The 21,251-nt window shown below is 60.3% G+C and carries 19 protein-coding genes, 2 tRNA genes and 3 pseudogenes; 14 read left to right on the top strand and 10 right to left on the bottom strand.

Annotated features, from left to right (window positions below; genetic code table 11):
• Positions 1-18: 18 nt before the first annotated feature.
• The 3 genes from prmC to hemA form a co-directional block, all read right to left on the bottom strand.
• On the bottom strand, positions 19-846 hold the full coding sequence (gene prmC, locus NA637_RS08040; RefSeq protein ID WP_256071777.1) for a peptide chain release factor N(5)-glutamine methyltransferase: 828 nt from the start codon (positions 844-846) through the stop codon (positions 19-21).
• Positions 847-918: 72 nt separating this feature from the next.
• The gene (gene prfA / locus NA637_RS08035) at positions 919-2,001 is read right to left on the bottom strand and encodes a peptide chain release factor 1 (RefSeq protein ID WP_256071776.1); all 1,083 of its coding nucleotides are present in this window, start codon (positions 1,999-2,001) and stop codon (positions 919-921) included.
• Positions 1,998-3,266 carry a glutamyl-tRNA reductase gene (gene hemA / locus NA637_RS08030; protein ID WP_256071775.1) on the bottom strand — a complete coding sequence of 423 codons (1,269 nt, stop codon included), beginning with the start codon at positions 3,264-3,266 and terminating at the stop codon, positions 1,998-2,000. Before hemA ends, prfA begins: the two co-directional genes overlap by 4 nt.
• A gap of 180 nt (positions 3,267-3,446) precedes the next feature.
• On the opposite strand from hemA, the gene NA637_RS08025 reads away from it, so the two are divergent.
• The 10 genes and pseudogenes from NA637_RS08025 to NA637_RS07980 form a co-directional block, all read left to right on the top strand.
• A complete protein-coding gene (locus NA637_RS08025) occupies positions 3,447-5,174 on the top strand; it encodes a tetratricopeptide repeat protein (protein ID WP_256071774.1) in 1,728 nt (575 codons plus the stop codon).
• 3 nt (positions 5,175-5,177) lie between these two features.
• The gene (gene lolB / locus NA637_RS08020) at positions 5,178-5,798 is read left to right on the top strand and encodes a lipoprotein insertase outer membrane protein LolB (RefSeq protein ID WP_256071773.1); all 621 of its coding nucleotides are present in this window, start codon (positions 5,178-5,180) and stop codon (positions 5,796-5,798) included.
• The gene (ispE, locus tag NA637_RS08015) at positions 5,798-6,658 is read left to right on the top strand and encodes a 4-(cytidine 5'-diphospho)-2-C-methyl-D-erythritol kinase (RefSeq protein ID WP_256071772.1); all 861 of its coding nucleotides are present in this window, start codon (positions 5,798-5,800) and stop codon (positions 6,656-6,658) included. Before lolB ends, ispE begins: the two co-directional genes overlap by 1 nt.
• 14 nt (positions 6,659-6,672) lie before the next feature.
• Positions 6,673-6,747 (top strand) — tRNA-Gln (locus NA637_RS08010).
• Between the two features lie 52 nt (positions 6,748-6,799).
• A tRNA-Gln gene (locus NA637_RS08005) sits at positions 6,800-6,874 on the top strand.
• Positions 6,875-6,957: 83 nt separating this feature from the next.
• On the top strand, positions 6,958-7,899 hold the full coding sequence (locus NA637_RS08000) for a ribose-phosphate pyrophosphokinase (RefSeq protein ID WP_256071771.1): 942 nt from the start codon (positions 6,958-6,960) through the stop codon (positions 7,897-7,899).
• A gap of 125 nt (positions 7,900-8,024) precedes the next feature.
• The gene (locus NA637_RS07995) at positions 8,025-8,642 is read left to right on the top strand and encodes a 50S ribosomal protein L25/general stress protein Ctc (protein ID WP_256071770.1); all 618 of its coding nucleotides are present in this window, start codon (positions 8,025-8,027) and stop codon (positions 8,640-8,642) included.
• A 33-nt stretch (positions 8,643-8,675) separates the two neighbouring features.
• Positions 8,676-9,260 carry an aminoacyl-tRNA hydrolase gene (gene pth, locus NA637_RS07990; protein WP_256071769.1) on the top strand — a complete coding sequence of 195 codons (585 nt, stop codon included), beginning with the start codon at positions 8,676-8,678 and terminating at the stop codon, positions 9,258-9,260.
• A gap of 137 nt (positions 9,261-9,397) precedes the next feature.
• Positions 9,398-10,498 carry a redox-regulated ATPase YchF gene (ychF, locus tag NA637_RS07985; RefSeq protein WP_256071768.1) on the top strand — a complete coding sequence of 367 codons (1,101 nt, stop codon included), beginning with the start codon at positions 9,398-9,400 and terminating at the stop codon, positions 10,496-10,498.
• A 189-nt stretch (positions 10,499-10,687) separates the two neighbouring features.
• Positions 10,688-10,879: pseudogene (locus tag NA637_RS07980) on the top strand (Arm DNA-binding domain-containing protein); the annotation flags it as partial.
• Positions 10,880-11,128: 249 nt separating this feature from the next.
• Here NA637_RS07980 and NA637_RS07975 read toward each other — a convergent pair.
• The gene (locus tag NA637_RS07975) at positions 11,129-11,884 is read right to left on the bottom strand and encodes an SDR family NAD(P)-dependent oxidoreductase (RefSeq protein WP_256071767.1); all 756 of its coding nucleotides are present in this window, start codon (positions 11,882-11,884) and stop codon (positions 11,129-11,131) included.
• Between the two features lie 484 nt (positions 11,885-12,368).
• Between NA637_RS07975 and NA637_RS07970 the strand changes: the two genes are divergently transcribed.
• From NA637_RS07970 to NA637_RS07960, 3 genes and pseudogenes are all read left to right on the top strand, one after another.
• Complete coding sequence (locus NA637_RS07970) at positions 12,369-12,518, top strand: hypothetical protein (protein WP_256071766.1); 150 nt, start codon at positions 12,369-12,371, stop codon at positions 12,516-12,518.
• Positions 12,519-12,636: 118 nt separating this feature from the next.
• Positions 12,637-13,070 (top strand): annotated as a pseudogene (gene tnpA, locus NA637_RS07965) (IS200/IS605 family transposase).
• A gap of 97 nt (positions 13,071-13,167) precedes the next feature.
• Positions 13,168-13,346: pseudogene (locus tag NA637_RS07960) on the top strand (3-deoxy-7-phosphoheptulonate synthase); the annotation flags it as partial.
• Between the two features lie 509 nt (positions 13,347-13,855).
• On the opposite strand, the gene NA637_RS07955 reads toward NA637_RS07960, so the two are convergent.
• From NA637_RS07955 to NA637_RS07930, 6 genes are all read right to left on the bottom strand, one after another.
• Positions 13,856-14,818 carry a hypothetical protein gene (locus NA637_RS07955; RefSeq protein ID WP_256071765.1) on the bottom strand — a complete coding sequence of 321 codons (963 nt, stop codon included), beginning with the start codon at positions 14,816-14,818 and terminating at the stop codon, positions 13,856-13,858.
• A gap of 46 nt (positions 14,819-14,864) precedes the next feature.
• Positions 14,865-15,581 carry a hypothetical protein gene (locus tag NA637_RS07950; RefSeq protein ID WP_256071764.1) on the bottom strand — a complete coding sequence of 239 codons (717 nt, stop codon included), beginning with the start codon at positions 15,579-15,581 and terminating at the stop codon, positions 14,865-14,867.
• A gap of 1,093 nt (positions 15,582-16,674) precedes the next feature.
• Entirely contained in the window at positions 16,675-17,961 is a 1,287-nt protein-coding gene (locus NA637_RS07945; protein WP_256071763.1) for an acyl-CoA dehydrogenase family protein, read from the bottom strand.
• Between the two features lie 35 nt (positions 17,962-17,996).
• Positions 17,997-18,413 (bottom strand): DUF6285 domain-containing protein, encoded by a 417-nt coding sequence (locus NA637_RS07940; protein WP_256071762.1) that lies wholly within the window; start codon positions 18,411-18,413, stop codon positions 17,997-17,999.
• A gap of 16 nt (positions 18,414-18,429) precedes the next feature.
• Positions 18,430-19,458 carry a phosphotransferase family protein gene (locus tag NA637_RS07935; RefSeq protein WP_256071761.1) on the bottom strand — a complete coding sequence of 343 codons (1,029 nt, stop codon included), beginning with the start codon at positions 19,456-19,458 and terminating at the stop codon, positions 18,430-18,432.
• Positions 19,459-19,512: 54 nt separating this feature from the next.
• Positions 19,513-20,280: an enoyl-CoA hydratase/isomerase family protein gene (locus tag NA637_RS07930; RefSeq protein ID WP_256071760.1), complete on the bottom strand. Its 768-nt coding sequence runs from the start codon at positions 20,278-20,280 to the stop codon at positions 19,513-19,515.
• 164 nt (positions 20,281-20,444) lie between these two features.
• Between NA637_RS07930 and NA637_RS07925 the strand changes: the two genes are divergently transcribed.
• On the top strand, positions 20,445-21,251 hold the full coding sequence (locus NA637_RS07925) for an SDR family oxidoreductase (RefSeq protein WP_256071759.1): 807 nt from the start codon (positions 20,445-20,447) through the stop codon (positions 21,249-21,251).

Here is a 21,251-nt window from a genome sequence, read left to right as displayed (position 1 = left end):
CACTACTCCTCATTGGGTTCACCGCAGCCGCCCGAAGCTGACACGCTCGTGGCCACCGAAATCCTTGCGGCTAGCGACATCGACGAAACCGCCATCGGACAACAGGGTCCGCACCGCCATCGCCTGATCGTAACCGTGCTCCAGTATCAACCAGCCGGATAAATGCAGATGAGCAGGCGCCTGCTTGACGATCAGCCGGATGTCATCCAGTCCATCTCCTCCCGCCACCAGCGCACTGCTCGGCTCGAAGCGCACGTCACCCTGCAGTAGATGCGGGTCACTGGCGGGAATGTAGGGTGGATTGGAGACGATCAATCCATAACGCTGGCCCGCGAGCGACGAGAACCAATGGCTCTCGATAAACCCCACATTGCCGAGCCCAAGTCGCTGAGCATTACGGGTGGCCAGCGTAACGGCTTCGCTGATGCGGTCCACGCCGGTAAGCCGCCAGGTCGCGCGCTCACAGGCAAGCGCCAGGGCAATCGCACCGGTCCCCGTGCCCAGATCGAGCACAGTCGTCGGACCAGCTGGCAGCATCTCCAACGCCGATTCAACCAGCAGTTCGGTGTCCGGCCGCGGAATCAAGGTATGGGGCGCCACTTCGAGATCGAGACTCCAGAAACCCTGGTGGCCCAGAATGTAAGCCACCGGCTCGCCAAGCCGACGACGCTCAAGGCAAGCCGCAAAGCGAGCCTCGACCTCGGGTAGCACCTCGCGATCAGGCCAGGTGCGCAGGTAGCTTGTCCCTTCGCCCAGCGCGGCCGCAAGCAGCCACTCGGCATCGAGCTTGGCGCTCGGCGAGTCGGGCAGCTGGGCGGCACGCAGCAGGTAATCGATTGTCGCCATGTTCGGGTTTCCAGAACTCAGTGGTACGCCGCCGCCATCGGCAATCGGGAGGATTCGCCGATGAGCGAGCGGTCAGTCGCCCAGCGCAGCAAGCTGATCGGCTTGATATTCCTGCAGCAGCGGTTCGATCACCTGCTCGACTGCGCCGCTGACCACTTCGTTGAGCGAATACAGCGTCAGGTTGATGCGGTGATCCGTAACGCGCCCCTGTGGGAAGTTGTAAGTCCGAATACGCTCGGAACGATCACCTGAGCCCACCAGCAACTTGCGCGTCTCGGAAATTTCCTTGTGCGCCGCACTGTCTTGCACATCCTGCAGCTTGGCGGCCAACCAGGCCATGGCCCGAGCACGATTCTTGTGCTGCGAGCGCTCTTCCTGGCATTCCACGACGATGCCGCTGGGCAAGTGGGTAATACGCACCGCCGAATCGGTCTTGTTGATGTGCTGACCACCGGCACCGGAGGCGCGGTAGGTGTCGACGCGCAGGTCAGCCGGGTTGATCTCGATGGCGATTTGCTCGTCCGGCTCCGGCAGGACCGCAACGGTGCAGGCCGAGGTATGGATACGTCCCTGGGATTCGGTTTCGGGGACGCGCTGAACCCGGTGTGCACCCGACTCGAACTTGAGCTTGGCGAATACATTATCGCCCTCGACCCGCGAGATCACTTCTTTATAGCCGCCGTGTTCGCCCGGGCTTTCGGACAGGATCTCGATGCGCCAGCCTTGCCGCTCGGCGTAGCGGGAATACATGCGAAACAGATCGCCAGCGAAGATCGCGGCCTCGTCGCCACCGGTGCCGGCTCGAATCTCGAGGAAGACGTTACGCCCATCCTTGGGATCCTTCGGCAGCAGCATGCGCTGCAGCCGAGCCTCGATCGCTTCGAGCGTTCCGCGTGCTTCGGCGACTTCTTCCTCCGCCATCTCGCGAACATCCGGATCGTTGTCCTTGAGCAACGCCTGAGCACCTTCGAGGTCGGACTGTATCTTGAGGAATTCGCGATAGGTGGAAATGACCGGTTCGACTTCGGCATACTCGCGCGAATAGGCGCGAAAACGGGTCTGATCGCTGATCACCTCAGCGTCACCCAGTAACGCTGTCAGCTCTTCGAAGCGGTCCTGCAGAGTATCGAGTTTGTTGAGCAGCGACGCTTTCATGGTTTGTCCGTGCTGTCTTGCAGGGCGAAGAGGTCCTGGACGATGCTCAGTGCCTCCACACGCCCTTCGGCAGAAAGTTTTTTCAACTGAACACTGGGCGCGTGCAGCAATTTGTTGGTCAGTCCCCGCGCCAGCTGCGCCAGCGCATCCTCGGGCGTGCCGCCATTGGCCAACAACCGCTGGGCTCGCAGCAGTTCCTCATCACGAAGGCGCTCGGCGTGCTGCCGATAAGCCTTGAGCACATCCACAGCCGCCAGCTCACGGAGCCGCGCCATGAAATCGTCAGCCCCGGCGTCAACCAGCTCTTCGGCGGCCTGGGCTGCGCCCTGGCGGCTCTTGAGATTCTCTGCCACCACTTCATGAAGATCATCAACGGTGTAGAGATAGACATCATCCAGATCGGCAACCTGCGCTTCTATATCGCGGGGCACGGCAATGTCCACCATGAACATCGGTTTGTGCTTGCGTTTCTTCAGCGCCTGCTCGACCGCCCCCTTGCCGAGAATCGGCAGCTGGCTGGCGGTCGAGCTGATGACGATATCGCTGTTGTAGAGCTCCTGCGGAATGTCAGCAAGCAAGATGGCGTGAGCACCGAACTGCTCGGCCAGCGCGCTTGCGCGTTCGAGGGTACGGTTGGCCACCACGATGCGCTTGACGCCCTGCTCATGCAGGTGCCGAGCGACCAGGGTGATGGTCTCGCCCGCGCCGATCAGCAACGCCTGGCTGCGATCGAGGTTGGCGAAGATCTGCTTGGCCAGGCTGACCGCAGCAAACGCGACCGAAACCGGGTTTTCCCCGATGGCGGTGTCGGTACGTACGGTCTTGGCGGTGCTGAAGGTGGCCTGAAACAGACGCCCCAGCAGCGGGCCGACGCTACCGGCCTCACGCGCAACGGCGTAGGCGGACTTCATCTGCCCGAGAATCTGCGGCTCGCCAAGCACCATGGAATCCAGCCCCGACGCGACGCGCATCATGTGCCGCACCGCCTGGTCGTCGGTATGAACATAGGCACACGCCTTGAGATCATCGAGACTCAGTCGGTGATAGTTTGCCAGCCAGGCCAGCACCGCATCGGCTTCGATCTGGTCCTGTTCGAGGTACAGTTCGCTGCGATTGCAGGTCGACAGGATCGCCGCCTCACGCGTCGGTGTGACACGGCACAGCTGCTGAAGCGCCTCGACCGTCTGTTCGGGCGTGAACGCCACACGCTCGCGCACATCCACCGATGCGGTCTTGTGATTGATGCCAAGCGCGATGAAGGCCATGCAGGTCGCTGATTCGAAAAACGGAGCGCGCGATTCTCCTACTTCGCCTGTCCTAGAACAACCGTTGCCTGTCATTGTCTGTACCTATCGAGCCGTCCACTCGCCTCGCAGGCCAGCCCGTGTGCTTGCCTGGCTGCTTGTGTCATCATGCCGCGACCGCAGACCAGCCCGATGTTCCCTATGAAAAAACTCCTCGCCCTCAGCGCCGTCCTGTTTCTCGGTGGCTGCCAAAGCTTCATGCAGAGCACTTCCGACAGCGGCCCGCCGATCGAGGAGGTCACGGCGGAGCCTGCGGCAAAAAGCCCAAACGAGTATGGCTCGTTCAGCGGCGATACCCTGTATGCATTGCTGGTGGCAGAACTGGCTGGCCAGCGTAATCGCTTCGATATCGCCTTGGGCACCTATGTCCAACAGGCCAACGCGACGCAGGATGCCGGCGTCGCGGAGCGCGGTTTCCGCATCGCCGAATACCTCGGCGCCGACCAAGCGGCGCTGGATACGGCCATCATCTGGGCGAACAATGCACCGAACAATCTCGACGCCCAGCGCGCTGCAGCCGTTCAGCTGGCGCGCGCGGGGCGTTACGAAGAGTCCCTCTTGTTCATGGAGAAGGTGCTCCAGGGTCAGGGCGACACGCATTTTGACTTCCTCGCGCTGTCCGCCGCTGAAACCGATCCGGATACGCGCACCGGGCTACTCAAGAGCTTCGACCAATTACTGGCCAAACACCCTGATAATCCCCAGCTGAAATTCGGCAAGGCCGTGCTGCTGCAACAGGACGGCCGTCCTGAAGAAGCACTCGCGCTGCTCGAGGAGCAACCAGCCAGCGAGCAGCAGATCCCGTCGATTCTGCTCCAGGCTCGTCTGCTGCAGGTTTTGAAGCGCAGCAACGAAGCCATACCGCTATTGCAAAAAAGCCTTCGCCAGCACCCCGAAGACAAGCGCTTGCGGTTGACCTACGCCCGCTTGCTGGTGGAACAGGATCGGCTCGACGAAGCCATGGGTGAATTCGCCACGCTGGTCCAGCAATACCCAAGCGACGATGACTTGCGCTTCTCGATGGCCCTGGTATGCCTCGAAGCGCAAGCCTGGCGCGAGGCGATCGTTTACCTGGAAGATCTGATCGAGCGCGGCAGCCACCTCGACGCCGCTCATTTCAATCTGGGCCGAGCCTACCGTGAGCTGGGCAAGCACGAGCAGGCACTGGCCGCGTTCGCCAAGGTCGGCCCCGGTAACGAATATTTGCCGGCGAAACTGATGCAGGCGGAGCTGCTGTTCGCTCTCGACCGCAACCAGGAAGCGTCCCAGCTGCTGGCAAGCGCTCGGGACGAGCAGCCCGATTACGCCATACAGCTGTACCTCATCGAATTGGAAGCGCTTTCCGGCCAGCAACAGATCGAAGCAGCATGGAAGCTGGCGGAACGGGCGCTGGTCGAGTTTCCGGACGACCTGAACCTGCTCTATACCCGAGCGATGATTGCCGAAAAGCGCGGCGACCTGGCTCAGCTGGAACGAGACCTTCGCTACATCATCGAGCGCGAGCCAGACAATGCCATGGCCATCAACGCTCTCGGCTATACGCTTGCTGACCGCACCGACCGATACGATGAAGCCCGAACCCTCATCGAGCAGGCCTACCGACTGAACCCTGATGACGCCGCCATCCTCGACAGCCTCGGCTGGGTCAATTACCGCCTGGGCAACCTCGAAGAAGCCGAAACACAGCTGCGCAAAGCCTATGAACGCTTTGCCGACCATGAAGTTGCCGCTCATCTCGGCGAGGTGCTCTGGGCTTCGGGTGATCAGCGAGAGGCGCGGGCCATCTGGGCGAAAGCCTTGAAGGCGCAGCCCGATAGCCAAGTCCTGCGTGACACCATCAAACGACTGACAGGCTCGGAGAAACCCTGACCCATGAAGCTGATGCGTAACCTGCTGCCCCCCACCCTCGCCTTGCTGCTGGCTGGCTGCGCCGGCCTCGGTCCGCAGGAGTCAGTTGAAGGCCCCGGCAATGCCGAAGGCTGGAAGACCCATAAAGCTCACATCAGTACGATCGATGGCTGGCAGATCAGCGGCAAGATAGGTATCCAGGCACCGCAGGATTCGGGCAGCGGCACCCTGTTCTGGCTGCAGCGCCAGGATTATTTCGACATTCGTCTCTCCGGCCCCCTGGGTCGGGGCGCTACGCGCCTGACAGGACGCCCCGATGCGGTGGCGCTGGAAGTCGCCGGCCAGGGACGCTTCGAGGCCGATTCGCCGGAAGCACTGGTTGAAAGCCAGCTGGGCTGGCAGCTACCCGTCTCCAACCTGCTCTGGTGGGTACGCGGCCTGCCGGCTCCGGACAGCCGCAGCCGCATCGCCCTCAACGCCAACGGGCGACTAGCCAGTCTGAAGCAAGATGGCTGGGATATTCAGTACCTGGGCTATACCGAGGCGGACGGTTATTCGCTGCCAAATCGCATCAAACTGGCCGGTCGTGACCTGAAAATCACACTAGTGGTCAAGGACTGGCAACCGCGCCAGCTCGGGCACTGATGCTCGCACTGACACTCCCTGCGCCAGCCAAGCTCAATCTCATGCTGCATATCCTCGGCCGTCGCGCCGACGGATACCACGCGCTTCAAACGCTGTTCCAGTTTCTCGACTATGGCGACGAGCTGACTTTCAGACCTCGAACCGATGGACAGATCCGATTACATACGGACCTCCCGGGCGTCGACCATGACAGCAACCTGATCGTGCGCGCTGCACGCCGGCTGCAAAGGCGCAGCGACTGCGCTCAAGGCGCTGACATCGAATTGAGCAAGCGCTTACCCATGGGCGGCGGTATCGGCGGTGGAAGCTCCGATGCGGCCACCACCCTGCTTGGCCTCGATCACCTCTGGCAGACCCACCTGGGCGAAGACACGCTGGCGGAGATCGGCTTGGCATTGGGCGCTGATGTTCCGGTATTCGTCAGAGGCCGCGCCGCCTTTGCCGAAGGGGTTGGTGAACGCCTGCAACCGGTCGAATTGAACGAACCCTGGTACCTCGTAATCGCCCCGCAAGTCTCTGTTAGTACAGCGGAAATATTTTCCGACCCGGAGTTGACACGCAATACCCCGGCCATTACAGTTCGCAGCCTTCTTGCAGGGGGCGGTCATAACGACTGTCAGCCGGTAGTCGAGAGGCGTTACCCAGAGGTTCGTAACGCTTTGAGCTTGTTGAACAAATTTGTTCCAGCAAGAATGACCGGCACTGGAGCTTGTGTATTTGGGAGCTTCCCAAACAAGGGCGAGGCTGATAGAGTTTGCCGCCAACTTCCAGCCGATTTACCAGCATTCGTCGCTCAAGGCCGCAATATTTCGATGTTGCACCGAAAGCTTGCGCAGCTGGCACAGGAAGCAAGTGGTTAGAGGTTGTAGGTTACAGGGGCGTCGCCAAGCGGTAAGGCACCAGGTTTTGATCCTGGCATGCGTTGGTTCGAATCCAGCCGCCCCTGCCATAACCTTTCGAGGTTAATACAGCCGGACAAGCACTTTCAGGGTTACATCTACAGGGGCGTCGCCAAGCGGTAAGGCACCAGGTTTTGATCCTGGCATGCGTTGGTTCGAATCCAGCCGCCCCTGCCAAACATCATGAGAGCTGTTCAAAACGCCTGGCCTTTTGAACCGCTTTTTGTTTCATCGGATCCACCCTCAGGCAGGTACTGCGCGTGTCCAAGATGATGGTCTTCACGGGGAACGCCAACCCCGACCTGGCCCGGCGTGTTGTACGTCAGCTGCATATCCCTCTCGGTGACGCCTACGTCGGGAAGTTCTCCGATGGCGAAATCAGTGTCGAGATCAACGAAAACGTTCGTGGCAAGGACGTCTTTCTGATTCAACCGACCTGCGCCCCCACCAATGACAATCTGATGGAACTGGTGGTGATGGCAGACGCCTTCCGCCGGTCCTCCGCCACTCGCATCACAGCCGTCATTCCCTACTTTGGCTATGCCCGCCAGGATCGCCGCCCGCGCTCCGCACGGGTGCCGATCAGCGCCAAAGTCGTGGCCGACATGCTCGATGTGGTTGGCGTCAACCGTGTCCTCACGGTTGACCTGCACGCCGACCAGATCCAGGGCTTCTTCGACATGCCGGTAGACAACATCTACGGTTCGCCGGTCCTGGTCGACGATATACAGGCTCAGCGCTTCGAGAACCTGATGATCGTCTCCCCCGATATCGGTGGAGTGGTACGCGCTCGTGCTGTCGCCAAATCGCTGGGTGTGGATCTGGCGATCATCGACAAGCGTCGTCCGAAGGCCAACCAGTCCGAAGTGATGCACATCATCGGTGATATCGAAGGCCGTACCTGCATCCTCGTCGATGACATGGTCGATACCGCCGGCACCCTGTGCCACGCCGCAACTGCTCTGAAAGAGCATGGCGCGGCCAAGGTCTTTGCGTATTGCACTCACCCGATTCTGTCCGGTCGCGCCATCGAGAACATCGACGGTTCGGTGCTCGACGAGCTGGTCGTGACCAATACCATCCCGCTGTCCGCAGCGGCGCAAGCCTGTACCCGTATTCGCCAGTTGGACATCGCGCCAATGGTGGCTGAAGCGGTTCGCCGCATCAGCAATGCTGAATCGATCAGCGCGATGTTCCGCTAAGCCAAACGCTTAGCCCTTTGCGCAGAACGAAAATGTGCCCCGTCTCGTGCGGGGCTTTTTGCCCAACCGCCCGGTAGCGCTGGTCGCGAGCGTTTCGGGTGCGTTGTTATCCTGGAGAAACACAAATGACTGATTTCACGCTGAATGCCCAAGTGCGTTCCGACCTGGGGAAAGGTGCGAGCCGCCGCCTGCGTCGTAACGCCAACCTCGTTCCAGCCGTAATCTACGGTGGTGACAAGGCTCCGCAATCCATCAGCCTGCTGCTGAAAGACGTAACCAAGCTGCTGGAAACCGAAGCCTCTTTCAGCCACGTGCTGACCCTGAACGTCGACGGCCAGAACGAATCCGTGCTGATCAAGGCGCTGCAGCGTCACCCGGCCAAAGGCTTCGTTCTGCACGCTGACTTCGTCCGCGTTGTTGCCGGTCACACGCTGACCGCTACCGTTCCGCTGCACTTCCTCAACCAGGAAACTTCGGTTGGCGTGAAGCAGCAGGGTGGCGAGATCCTGCACAACATCAACGAAGTGGAAGTCTCCTGCCTGCCGCAGGATCTGCCTGAGTTCATCGAGGTCGACATGGCCGACATCGAAGTCGGTCAGGTACTGCACATGACCGACCTCAAACTGCCGAAAGGCGTTGAGCTGGTCGCCCTGGCACACGGCAGCGATCTGCCGGTTGCCAACGTTCACGCGCCGCGCGTGAACAAGGAAGACACTCCGAAAGAAGAAGACGCTGCCGAGTAATCACTCGCAAGCATCCGAGGAAGGGCCTCTGTCGTGACTGCCGTCAAACTGATCGTCGGCCTGGGTAATCCAGGCCCTGAATACGACCAGACCCGGCATAACGCAGGGGCCCTTTTCGTTGAGCGTCTGGCTGCCCACAAGGGCGTCAACCTCAGCGTCGATCGTAAATATTTCGGCCTGGTCGGCAAGTTTCGCCACCAGGACGGAGACGTCCGCCTGTTGATCCCCACCACCTTCATGAACCGCAGCGGTCAGGCGGTGGCGGCGCTGGCCGGATTTTTCCGCATTCCCCCCGAGGCCATCCTGGTTGCCCATGATGAACTCGACATGCCTCCCGGCGTCGCCAAGCTCAAACAAGGCGGCGGCCATGGCGGGCACAACGGGCTTCGCGACATCATCGCCAAACTCGGCAATCAGAATAATTTCTACCGCCTGCGTCTGGGTATCGGTCACCCTGGTCACAGCAGCCTGGTGACCGACTATGTACTGGGCCGAGCGCCCCAGGCCGAGCGCGAGAAGCTCGACGCCAGCATCGACTTCACCTTCGACGTGCTACCCGAAATACTCGCCGGTGACTGGACGCGAGCGATGCAGCGTCTGCACAGCCAGAAGGCCTGATCGAACTCGGCGCAGGAACGCAAGACAAGGCAACGGCTGAGCGGAAGGCCTGCATTACAGCGCATCACGAAGCCGTTTAACGCAGTTTGGCAACGCCGGTAGCGCAGAGCTGCCAGCCAACACCGAGGCAAGACACCATGGGATTCAATTGCGGCATCGTCGGCCTGCCCAACGTCGGCAAGTCCACTCTGTTCAACGCGCTGACCAAATCCGGAATCGCTGCGGAAAACTTCCCCTTCTGCACCATCGAGCCGAACAGCGGCATCGTGCCGATGCCCGATCCTCGCCTGCAGGCGCTGGCTGACATCGTCAAGCCCGAGCGCATCCTGCCGACCACCATGGAGTTCGTCGACATCGCCGGCCTGGTCGAAGGCGCCTCCAAGGGTGAAGGCTTGGGCAACAAGTTCCTGGCCAACATCCGCGAGACCGATGCCATCGCCCACGTGGTGCGCTGCTTCGAAGACGAAAACGTCATTCATGTCTCCAACTCGGTCGATCCCAAGCGCGACATCGAGATCATCGAACTGGAACTGATCTTCGCCGACCTCGACAGCTGCGAGAAGCAACTGCAGCGCGTCACCCGCAACGCCAAGGGCGGCGACAAGGAAGCCGTGGCGCAGAAAGCGCTGCTGGAAAAACTGATCCCACACTTCACCGAAGCCAAACCGGCCCGCACCCTGCTGAAAAAGCTCGGCGATGACGAAATTCAACTGGCCAAGGGCTTCCACCTGCTGACCAGCAAGCCGGTGATGTACATCGCCAACGTCGCTGAAGACGGCTTCGAGAACAACCCGCACCTGGATGTGGTCAAGGCCATCGCCGCCGAAGAAGGCGCCCTCGTGGTACCGGTGTGCAACAAGATCGAAGCGGAAATCGCCGAGCTCGACGATGGCGAGGAAAAGGACATGTTCCTTGAATCCCTCGGCCTCGAAGAGCCCGGCTTGAATCGCGTCATCCGCGCCGGTTACGAGCTGCTCAACCTGCAAACCTACTTCACGGCAGGCGTGAAGGAAGTCCGCGCCTGGACCGTGAAAGTCGGCGCTACTGCCCCTCAAGGCGCAGGCGTAATCCACACCGATTTCGAGAAAGGCTTCATCCGCGCTGAAGTGGTCGCCTATAACGACTTCATTCAGTACAAAGGCGAAGCTGGCGCCAAGGAAGCCGGTAAATGGCGTCTGGAGGGCAAGGAATACATCATCAAGGATGGCGATGTGATGCACTTCCGCTTCAACGTCTAAGCTAGCATTTGGATTTTCTCGGATCTTGACGAAAACCAAACCCCTAGAAGAGAGCCGCTTCTAGGGGTTTTTAGTTTCCACCAACGTTCAATGGGTGACTTTGCGATCCACGCCTTTACCGGACACGCTTCGGGATACAGCGCTATCGTACCCGACCACGAAACCGGATATAGCCAGCAAGGCGCACCCATGCCTCTCACCGATACCCAATGCCCACACCGCGAAATCCAGGGAAAGTCCTATGAACTCACGGATGGAAACGGCCTTTACCTAGAGGTGAAGCCTAATGGCGTGAAAGCATGGCGGTTTCGGTTCGAGCTGGGCGGCGGCACAGCACGGAAGGAGAGCGTTTTCGCTATTGGGGAGTACGTGGTCGCCCCAGGTACCTTTGATAGGACTGGAAATGAATCGCGTCCCGAATGAAAACCAGCGCCGCCAACAAATCGACAAAAGGCCCCTCGAATGTCCGCCCATGCGGGTGGGGCCTCTCCGACTTCATGGTGCGCCTGGTGGAGTCCTGCCTCTGCCCGGACCTCAGCATCGATCGGGAGTCCAATATCGAGGAAGTGAAGAGGCCTGCCTGGCGATCAAGATCTTGCTGGGGGCTGGCCCTGACTTTTGGCGGCATCTTTACATGTTAGAGCGGTGCTGCGCCCCATCCACGGGAATGCAGGCACCGGTGACCCAACTGGCTGCGTCCGAGGCCAGAAACACGGCCACATTCGCCACCTCTTCCGGCTCGCCAAAACGGCCCCAGGGTATCCGCTGCAGGGTGCTGTGATAACGGGGTGAATTGGCCTTCTCCGCCTTGTCCCATACCCCACCAGGGAACTTGATGGAGCCCGGCGCGATGCTGTTGACCCGGATGCCATCGGGGCCATGATCCACCGCCAGCGACTTGGCATAACTGATTAGGGCCGCCTTGGTAGCCGCATAGGGCTGGGTGGTGCCCACTTCGATGCCTGAAATAGATGACAGAATAATAATATTGCCGTGGCCGGCATCCTTCATCCAGGGCAGCACCTTGTCCACGGCCCGTACGGTGGCCATCAGGTCCAGGGTGACATTGGCGTCCCAGGCTTTCAGATCGTTGCCCGCCCCCAGCGCGGAGACATTGCAGACCAGAATATCTACGCTACCCAGTTCTTGACGGGCGTTGTCCAGGAAGCCGTCGAGACTATCCTTGTCGCCCACATCACAGGCCTCGCGATAGCCTTTCACACCCAGTCCTTGGATCTCCCCGAAGGTCGTGTTCAGTGGCCCCTCACTTCGGGCGCAAATGGCCACGTTGGCGCCCTCGGCCGCCAGCGCCAGGGCGATAGAACGACCGATACCCCTGCTGCCGCCTGTGACTACCGCGTTCTTGCCTTGCAAACCCAGTTGCATGGGAGATCCTCCAAATCAAAAATAAGAGCCTGTTGGCGTTTCCGCGCGGACCGCGTTGCTGCGCCAAATGGCGCCAGGCAACGCGCGGGATGCAGGGAAGGGGGTTCCCTTGTCAAATCCCGCAACGCCGTATGGGCCATTTGCCGCGCAACCCGCAGGGCCGGGCCGGTTTTTGCACGGTGACGGCGTTATTCGTCGTTCATTTGAAACAATCACAAAAACGCCAGGAGCGGTTTTTGCGGGTCAGCCCCGAAGGGGTGAAGTACAAGGATATAAATAAACTACTCTCCTCATGCCTTGCCCCGCACAAAAAACGGGCTCCAGCGCGGCCGTGCAGGAAACGCCAACAGACCCCTAATGTCTTGCACCGCCCGAGTGAGTTCAAAGCCAGTTCAACCTTGGTTTTTCCATAGTCCACAAGCGATAGTAAGCGCAATTGTCACTACTCACCTGCCGATTGCAGGAATACATAACAGGTAGCTGAATGTCTGAACAGCAGGCCAACAACCTTAACGTCCTGTCGCAGGATGTCCTCACCACGCCCGATGCGCTCAAGCAGGATATCCCGCTGTCCGAAGCCCCCGAGAAAATGGTGATCAAAGGCCGCCATGCTATACAACAAATTCTTAATTAACCCAGGGAAATCCCCCGGCTCTGCCGGGGAGGCAGTAGAAGTTTGACCTTTCCGGGAGTCGCCCACGCGTGACACTCCCCTCCGTGAGCCGCCAAGCACACTGAAGGGAGTAATCACGATGGACGACTTCGAGAGTCCAAGTCACAGCCGCTGGGAGTGTAAATATCATGTGGTGTTCATACCGAAGTGCCGCAGGAAGACGCTGTACGTGCAACTGAGGAGCCACCTTGGCGAGGTGTTCCGGCGCCTCGCGCAGCAGAAGGAGAGCCGCGTTGCAGAAGGGCGTATCTAATGCCTGACCATGTGCATATGCTGCTGTCAATACCGCCGAAATACGCGGTGTCACAGGTAGTGGGCTTCATGAAAGGCAAGAGTGCCATTCACTTGGCGCGGGTCTACGGAGAGCGGAAGCAAAACTTCGTCGGCCAGCACTTCTGGGCCAGAGGCTACTTCGTATCGACGGTCGCTCGAGACGAGCAAGTGATTCGAGAGTACATCCGGAACCAGGAGCAAGAAGATGCACGACTGGATCAGCTTCGCCTCTGGTCATAGGCGCTTGCCACCTCATGGTGGCGCATTGGTCGGGGCGCGTTAGCGCCACCGTTAAGCCGCTTAGAGCGGCTCACACTATGAAAGCCCCCGGCTTTGCCGGGGGATCGTTGCTGGGGAAGATCCGTGGCTGCTGGTGGTCATTGGTCCTCGCTCGATCCACGACATCGCCACTGCGCGCGCAACGCCTGCGGCGCTTGGCCGCCGAGGTCAAGGGCGGTCTTTATCGTCATGCGTTTATATTTCGAGGAACCGCGCACCACCGTCGGCTGGAAGGGCACACGGTCACCCTGGGGATAGTCGGCCGCTCTGTACATGGCGTTGTTGCCGTTCATGGTCTTGGTATAGATGGCATGGACCGACAGCGCCTGAGTCCGAGAATGGAAGAGACCGATACTGACCTGGTCGACATCATTGTCGCTGCCGTTCTCGGTTTCGTTGGCATGCATCCACAGCAACCCCGCCGTGGTGCGCGGCGCGACACGGTAGGTCGCGAAGGCGTCGAAGCCGGCATCATCGCCGGGGTCGGCCTCTCCATCGCCCTGTATCTCTAGCGCGCCAGCCGGCCGCATAACGCCGTGGTCGTCTCCCGAAGATATTCGAGTGTCCTTTGGCTTATCGAGCGACGCCAGCGCCTACGGGCATACCGGTCCTGACGCAATAACGAGGCGGATGGATGGGCTGCAGTCTCTTGCATACCTATCGGAGGGGCGGAGGACGCCGCACGGAGGCTTATTATCCTCCGTGCCGCGCCTCAGAAGCGGGATCCATCGCGATGAGTGAGCCACTCAGTCGCGCGGCGAACTCTCGGCCAGCGTGAGCCTGTCCTCGGGCCGAGGCAACCGCCCCGACACCAGCTCCGCCGCCGCCATATGGTCCCCAAGCAGACGCGTCACCCTGACCTGGCCCACCACGGGGCCCGGATCCCAGCCGACCACCTGACCGTTGGGCGAAGAGATGGTTTGCCCACCCTCGTGAATATCCAGCCTGGCCCCGACATCGAGACCCGAACTGCGACCGGCACTGAGATAGACCATGTTCTGCTCGTCATCGACCGTAAAAGCATGCGTGAACCAGGGCGCTACAGCGGCGAGATGATCGGCCGTCGCCGTCAGCACCCGATTGCGCCATGCCACCAGGTAGGGACTCTGCTGCAGGAGATGGCCTTGCTGAACGCGCAGGCTCGTTCTTTGCCCCTGGTAGCCGATACCAAAGTCGGTGTCGATCAGACGAGTCGTCAAACCGACTATGTTGCTATCGGCAGCCAGACTCTCCGGCTCGACAATGAGCAGCCCGCGAATGCCCGGATGTATCGCCAGCACCCGGCCGCAGGACTGCGGCTGACTGATAGAACAATCGGAGCGGGCGATCTCTTCATTCAATACGTCGGGATTTACCATGACCAGACCATAATGATTGGCATTATCGCTCAGGGCCTTGACCAATTCGGTGGCAATGGCCGAGTTCCCGGGGTTATCGGCCTGGTCAACGAAAATACCCACCTTGTAGCGCAGTTTCTCGGGCACCTCTGCTGCCTGTGCTGCCTGCGCCGACCTGGCCTGATTGGCCCAGCGCTCCCAGAACGGCTGTTCCCAATTTGAGCTTTCATAGTCCAGGGCGCTCGCTGAATCAGCCAGAGGACGCTCCTCCTGTTGTGCCGGCTGACTCCAGCTACCGGCACATCCCGTCAGCGTCATCGCGCCCAGCACGCCCAGCACGCCAGCGAACCATCCCTTCATGAATCTATTCATGCCAATTTCTCCCAGAGTCGGTAACAAGGCCGACCCAAAAGTGTTGTTAGAAGCTGGCGCCGATATTGGGACTGCCGGCGATGACATCATCATCCTCAAAGAGGCCACCGCTGGGGGTAGCCCCGACCACCGAATTGCCGCTCAGGCGACCCGCATCGTTCTTCTCCAGCATGCCCAAGGTGACCCAGGTACGCAGGGTCTTGTTGATCTGGTAGCGAGCCTGTAAATCGTAGACCATGCTTGTGTCACTGCCTGCATTGGGGCTGTCGATATTCAACGAGCCGACGGCACCGAACAACTGAAGCTTGGGGGTCACCTCATAGCCTAGTCTGGCAATGAACAGGTTTTCATCGAAGTCATCGCGCCCGAGGCTGTTGCCCATGGTATACAAACTGGTGGGCTCGTTGGTCGACTCAGGGCTCGAGTTGATCATGCTTGAATAGGTATCGAAGCCGGACGAGATCAGACCGCCCTTCTGGCTGCCCACATATTGCAGGTTCACCTGGAGCGGCCCGAAGGCTTTGCCTATGCGCACATATTCCGACCAAGCATCATCCTTGAAATAGTTGCCCTCCTCGGCCCCCTCGACCTTGCCATTGGCGACCCAGTTAGCGCCGACCTCGAGATCGAACAGCCCGGCGACGGGGCCTTTGGCGTACGGCGAGAGTATATCCACGTCCTGAAGTGCATAGGCAGTACGAAAGCCGCCTGGTTCGTCTTGGTCCAGCACGATGCTGCCCGAATGGTTATCGAACCAGTGCACATACAGCAGACCTGCCTCCCAATTACCCGGCCGGACGACCCCCCCAGCGCCACCATATCGCCATTGTCTTCGTTGAGAAAGCTATCCGTATCGGCACGCCGGTCGTAGAGTGCCAGCGCGCTGACCGGCCCGAAGGTGTGCAGCGCCAGGATACGATCACGTCGGTCGTCACAGACGAGGAAACAGTTGTTCCAGCTGGCTTCCTGGCGGCCCACTCTGAACAGAGTTCCGCCTATGGGGAACTGGAGAAACCCCACGTCCAGGCGGACGTTATCGCCCGAGTTGGAGCTGTCGAAAGCTCGGTTGTCCGCTGTTCCCCGGCTGTCACCGGTCCAGCGATCACCGGCCAGGCGCAAGCGGGTATGCAACTCGACCCCCGTCTCTTCATCACGGAAGTTGGTGGTCACGCGCAGGTACTGCACAACTCCGTTGTCGTTATCATCGCTGTAGCCCCCCGTTTCGAAGGAATCCGACTGGACAGCAAATGCCGTGGCCCGGTAATCCACACTAAAATCCATTTCCAGGGCGTTAGCCGAGGTTGCAAAACCTCCCGTGGCCATGGCTGCCGTCGCTATAGCGATGGCCATGACGTTCCGCGGAGGATGGCCAGCATGACTCGAGCCCTTGCGCGGCATCTGGTTCTGGGTAGCACGGTTGATCTGAGAAACATGATGCATGGTTCTATCCCTCTTTTTTGTTTTTGTTTTGTTGCTGACGCACTTGTTATTCATCTCATTTTTCACGGCTGACCGAGGCCCATGCGAGTCAAACATCGCAGGGTTGCCCTCACATCACCTCGTTCAAAAAGATGAATGCTATTTCCTTCCACAATGGAAAATAGAATTTCAAGTTAACGAAAAGTAAAGTACTGCTTGGTGAGGCGTCAAGCAATAACCCCGCCGTCAAGTCCAAAGATATAGCCGGATCCGCAGCGCCGGGAGTCGCTTGTCGGACCACTGCTGGCCCAGGTCTGGCGCCGGTCCGCGAATACCACGGCTTCGTCATTGGGATATTCCCGTTGAGCTTTATAGAGAAACTGGGTCAAGTACATGGGCGATCTCTCTTGCTGTTGTTGTGAAGATTTTGAACTGAATCAGGCCGACTTCCACTTATCGGGCCCCAGATAACCGAACAGGAAACCGGCGGCTTTGCGCATCTGGATTTCCTCGGAGCCCTCGGTGATCCGGTACCGGCGGTGATGACGATAAATATGTTCGAAGGGCTTGTGGCGGGAGTAGCCAATACCACCGTGCACCTGCATGGCCCGGTCTGCCGCCTCGCAACACAGCCGGTTCGCCCAGTAATTGCACATGGCCACCTTGTCAGACAGCTGGTTAGCCACCTCGGGCTTGGACATCTGATCCATCTGCCAGGCGGTCTTGCGGATCAGTAAACGGAGCATTTCCACTTGGGTGGCCAGCTCCACCAAGGGGAACTGGATGCCCTGATTGCGGGCCAGCTCCTGACCGAAGGGCTTACGCTGACGAGCGTATTTCACGCTTTCCTGGATACAGTAGTGGGCGGCTCCGAGACTGGACGATGCCTGACGGATGCGGTTTTCATGAACGAAGTGCTGGGCGATGGCCAGGCCACCGTCCATGGGACCAAACACGGCGCTGTCCGGCACCCAGGCATTAGTGAAGCTGACCCGGGGGTGATCCGTGGGCATGTTGAAAGTCCACAGATATTCCTCGACCTTTACCCCAGGTGTCTCGGACGGGACGATCAGGGCAGTAATGCCCTTCGCATCCCCATCGTTGCCGCTGGTTCGTACGAACGTCACGCAGTGGCTGGCGGTGTGCATGCCCGTGGTCCACATCTTCTCACCGTTGATCAGCCAGCCGTTGACACCATCCCGCTGCTCCGGCACCGCGCGGGTCTCCATATGGGTGGCGTCGGATCCGTGATCCGGCTCGGTCAGGCCGAAGGCCAGCTGGAACTCTTCATTGAGCATCCGATCGACGAACTCCTCGTACTGATCCCGGGTACCAAAGTCCCGGAACAGCAAGACAAAAGGATTATTGGCCACAATGGAGTGCTCGTTCTGCAAATCATTGTGCAGGCCTAGCCCCCGGGCGGCCAGGTGTTCCCGAATGACGGTCATTGCAAGGTTGGAGCCATCTTTGCCGCCAAACTCCGACGGCAGGGAAAAACGCAGATGACCGGCCCGATCGGCAATTCCCCGCACCTCTTTCAGCAGCGCTTCCCACTCCTTCCGGGGCAGACCGTCGTTCTCGAAGTCGGTCCGGGCCCATTCCCGGCGGTGGTCGAAGAACCGGATGTTATCGTCCCGCTGCTCCAGGGGCCGGATCTCCCTCTCGATAAAAGCGTCCAGCTCGGCCAGATAGCCGGTCAGTTCCTGTGGCAGGTTGAAATCCATGGTCTATCTCCAGGTGTCGGATCAGAAGCGGTTTATCAACGGGCGTGTCCGGAGCGGGACCGGTCACTGAACGCAGCCCATTCCTCCCTCGCCCGTACGTATCCGGAATACGTCGGTTGATCCACTGCCATCTTGGCCAGGGTGGTCAGCCACAGGTAGTCCCGTAACCGGGGATCGTCCGGCGTAAGGGCACCGGTAGAAATGAGACGGCACAGTTCGGTGGTCAGACCGGCCAGGGTGCCTTTCTTGCCGGTAAGCTGATGCAGCAGTTCCCGCTCCTCCTGGGCGCCGTCCCGTGCCGAGGCTTCCAGGTGCCGCCGTACCATGCCCAGGACGTTGGCGGAAACACGGGCACGAAAGGCCCCGGCCGGAGGTAGCTGAGGCATGACTTCGTCCTTCAGAAAGGCTTCCACCGACTCGAGCAACGCCTGGTTATCCGGCAGGTTCTGCATGATCGTGTCTCCGTTATTACGCCATGAGGGGAACCAGTTCTCGCAGCAGGTCCACTTCCGTTTCCGAGGCCCGGCGACCGATGGCGCCCCGTTCAGGCGAGGTGTCGTGTCCAGCCACAAAGGAGGCCGCCATGTTCTGGCATATGGTGCCCCAACGCAGGGTGCCGAAAATCTCCCAGAAGCGGACCCGGTCCGGGTCCGGGCGGTAGCCACTGGCGGCCTCATAGCCATCAAACAGCCGTTCCCGGCTGCCAACGCCGCCCACCGGTTTGTCAATCCTGCCGTACCGCCACGAGTTCACGCACAGCCACCCCAGGTCGGCCATAGGGTCGCCGACCGAGGCAAGTTCCCAGTCCAGCACCGAGACCAGGCCCCTGTCATCCACCATCAGGTTGCCATGGCGGAAATCGCCATGGACCAGTGACAGGGACGTCGGCGCATCCGGCAGGTTATCCCGCAGCCAACGGAAGGCCAGTTCGAACATCGGCCGCGCTTCGCCATAACGCTGATACTCCTGATACAACTGCTCCAGGGCCTGGGCCGGAGTTGCCTGTGTGAGAAAATCCAGGTCTGCCACATCAAGCTGGTGAATGCGGGCGAGCACCGCGCCGCACTGTCCGGCCATCACATCCCGGGCATGGGCGTAGTGATCGTCTTTGAGAATCTTCGGTGGCAGGGTTTCTCCCTCCACCCGGGCCATCAGGTAGCCGGTGCCCAAACCGTCGTCGGGTTGCAGAATGTCGTGCACTTGTGGCACCGGCACGCCCCCTTCAGCGGCCCGGATCACCAGCCGCGCTTCATCATCCAGTTGCATGGCGTCATTGGCGGACGGATTCCAGGTGCTGGCCTGACGCAGGATAAGCGGAAGCGTTCTGCCATCCGCAACCGCATCCAGTGACCACATCTGCTGGTTGGCTCCACCGGTGAGGCGCTTGAGCCCAACCACGGCAGCGCCGGGCAGGATGCGCTGCACTACCTCTGTGAGCTTCGTCTGCATATCCGCCTCTGGAAAAGAGCCATTGTTCTGTCTGATCGAATCGTCCATAGCGCTGTCTTGTTCTGATGAGTGGTTCAGTCGGTGAGGCGACGACGCATCGGTTTATTTTGCGCGGCTCTTGAAACGAGCGATGGCCTCCCGAGACTCATCACTGTTCAGGCACTGCTTCTGGACAACGGCCTCCGCTTCGAAAATCTGGGCGTAGCTGGCGGTGGCGGCCTGCCGTAACAGGCGCTTGGCCTCAGCGGTGGCCAGTGCCGACCGGTCGCATAAGGTGGCGGCGATATCGGCGGCGGTGGTTTCCAGCTGGCCCTGGGGTACTACAGTACGGGCCAGCCCGAGCTCAAGACATTCACCAGCGCTGAGACTGCCGCCCTCGGTGATCAGGGCAAAAGCGCGGTGATAGCCCAGGGTCTGGAACAGCAGCCAGGTGGCGCCGCCATCGGGCACCAGGCCGATGTGACTGAAGGCCATGTAGATGCGCGCCTCCTCCGCCATGACGACCTGGTCGCAGCTCATCAGCACCGAAGCTCCGACGCCGGCCGCCACCCCTGGTGCCAGTCCGATCACCGGCTTGGGCATGGTCTGAATAGCGTCCAGAATGGGCTTGTAGGACTCCAGCAACTGCTGGGTGACATCGGACTTGTCCGGTGAGTTGTCCTCCATCAGGTCTGCGCCGGCGCTGAAAGCACGACCATTGGCGGCCAGCAGCACCACTTTGATGGCAGCGTCCCCGGCGGCCTGGCTCAGCGCCGCGGTCAGATCACGCCGCAGGTCGTTGTTGAAGGCGTTGAGGGAATCCGGGCGGTTCATGCGGATCCAGGCCACGGCACCCTGGATTTGGTACTGAACGGCGGTGTATTCGGTCATTTGGCATGCTCCTTGTTTTTTCCCATCCTCGGCCTGAAGCGCTGCGGGGGCATCGTCTGAACCGACGAATCCGGGCATACCGGTATTTTCGTCGCAACGGACGATGCCCCGCAGGCTTCACTGGGTCAGGATGTCAAGATCAGAATAACCACAAGAGGACTGGCATGATGAATAACTCCCCGACACGTAACGTGCAGCAACTGTTCGACCTGAAAGACCGCACGGCTCTGGTCACCGGCGGCTCCCGCGGACTTGGCCTGCAAATGGCCCATGCCCTGGGTGAAGCCGGCGCGCGTCTGGTGATCAGCTCCCGCACGGAAGCCGATCTCAACAAAGCCGCGGAAGAGCTCCGCGCTGCCGGCCACGACGTCACCCCTATCGCTGCCAACCTGGCCAGTGAGGATGACGTCACTGCCCTGGCCGACAAAGCCATCGCCACCCTGGGCCATGTGGATATCCTGGTAAACAATGCCGGCGCCACCTGGGGTGCGCCTGCGGAAGACTACCCCATGGACGGCTGGGACAAGGTCATGACCCTCAACGTGCGCAACCTGTTCCTGCTGACCCGGGAAGTGGCGAAGAAAAGCATGATCCCCCGCCAGCATGGCCGGGTGATCAACATCGCCTCCAACGCTGCCATCGGCGGCAACCGGGATTTGATGACCGCCATCGGCTACAACACCAGCAAAGGCGCCGTGGTCACCTTTACCCGGGCACTGGCCGCGGAATGGGGCGTTCATGGCATTACCGTGAACGCCATCGGCCCCGGCTACTTCCCCAGCAAGATGTCAAAGGGTCTGCGGGACAAGCATGGCGAAGAAGGCCTGGTGCGCAATGTTCCCCTGCGCCAGACCGGTGACGACGAGGCTCTCAAGGGCGCCACCGTCATGTTCGCCTCCGACGCCAGCAAACACACCACCGGCCAGGTTCTCTACATCGATGGCGGCTGCTCCGCCATGATCTGTGGGTAA

This window comes from Stutzerimonas stutzeri (genome assembly GCF_024448935.1).
Lineage (GTDB): Bacteria > Pseudomonadota > Gammaproteobacteria > Pseudomonadales > Pseudomonadaceae > Stutzerimonas > Stutzerimonas stutzeri_AO.
The sequence above is the reverse complement of the archived record's forward strand: the minus strand, read 5'-3'. Positions and strand labels throughout refer to the sequence as shown.

Bases quoted from the DNA above. Each gene is read 5' to 3' on its own strand.
- NA637_RS07935 (WP_256071761.1), bottom strand. From the start codon at position 19,458: ATGGACGATTCGATCAGACAGAACAATGGCTCTTTTCCAGAGGCGGAT.
- prfA (WP_256071776.1), bottom strand. From the start codon at position 2,001: ATGAAAGCGTCGCTGCTCAACAAACTCGATACTCTGCAGGACCGCTTC.
- prmC (WP_256071777.1), bottom strand. From the start codon at position 846: ATGGCGACAATCGATTACCTGCTGCGTGCCGCCCAGCTGCCCGACTCG.
- NA637_RS07970 (WP_256071766.1), top strand. From the start codon at position 12,369: ATGTCTGAACAGCAGGCCAACAACCTTAACGTCCTGTCGCAGGATGTC.
- NA637_RS08025 (WP_256071774.1), top strand. From the start codon at position 3,447: ATGAAAAAACTCCTCGCCCTCAGCGCCGTCCTGTTTCTCGGTGGCTGC.
- lolB (WP_256071773.1), top strand. From the start codon at position 5,178: ATGAAGCTGATGCGTAACCTGCTGCCCCCCACCCTCGCCTTGCTGCTG.
- NA637_RS07925 (WP_256071759.1), top strand. From the start codon at position 20,445: ATGATGAATAACTCCCCGACACGTAACGTGCAGCAACTGTTCGACCTG.
- ispE (WP_256071772.1), top strand. From the start codon at position 5,798: ATGCTCGCACTGACACTCCCTGCGCCAGCCAAGCTCAATCTCATGCTG.
- NA637_RS07955 (WP_256071765.1), bottom strand. From the start codon at position 14,818: ATGAATAGATTCATGAAGGGATGGTTCGCTGGCGTGCTGGGCGTGCTG.
- NA637_RS07940 (WP_256071762.1), bottom strand. From the start codon at position 18,413: ATGCAGAACCTGCCGGATAACCAGGCGTTGCTCGAGTCGGTGGAAGCC.
- NA637_RS07975 (WP_256071767.1), bottom strand. From the start codon at position 11,884: ATGCAACTGGGTTTGCAAGGCAAGAACGCGGTAGTCACAGGCGGCAGC.
- NA637_RS07945 (WP_256071763.1), bottom strand. From the start codon at position 17,961: ATGGATTTCAACCTGCCACAGGAACTGACCGGCTATCTGGCCGAGCTG.
- ychF (WP_256071768.1), top strand. From the start codon at position 9,398: ATGGGATTCAATTGCGGCATCGTCGGCCTGCCCAACGTCGGCAAGTCC.
- hemA (WP_256071775.1), bottom strand. From the start codon at position 3,266: ATGGCCTTCATCGCGCTTGGCATCAATCACAAGACCGCATCGGTGGAT.
- NA637_RS07995 (WP_256071770.1), top strand. From the start codon at position 8,025: ATGACTGATTTCACGCTGAATGCCCAAGTGCGTTCCGACCTGGGGAAA.
- NA637_RS07930 (WP_256071760.1), bottom strand. From the start codon at position 20,280: ATGACCGAATACACCGCCGTTCAGTACCAAATCCAGGGTGCCGTGGCC.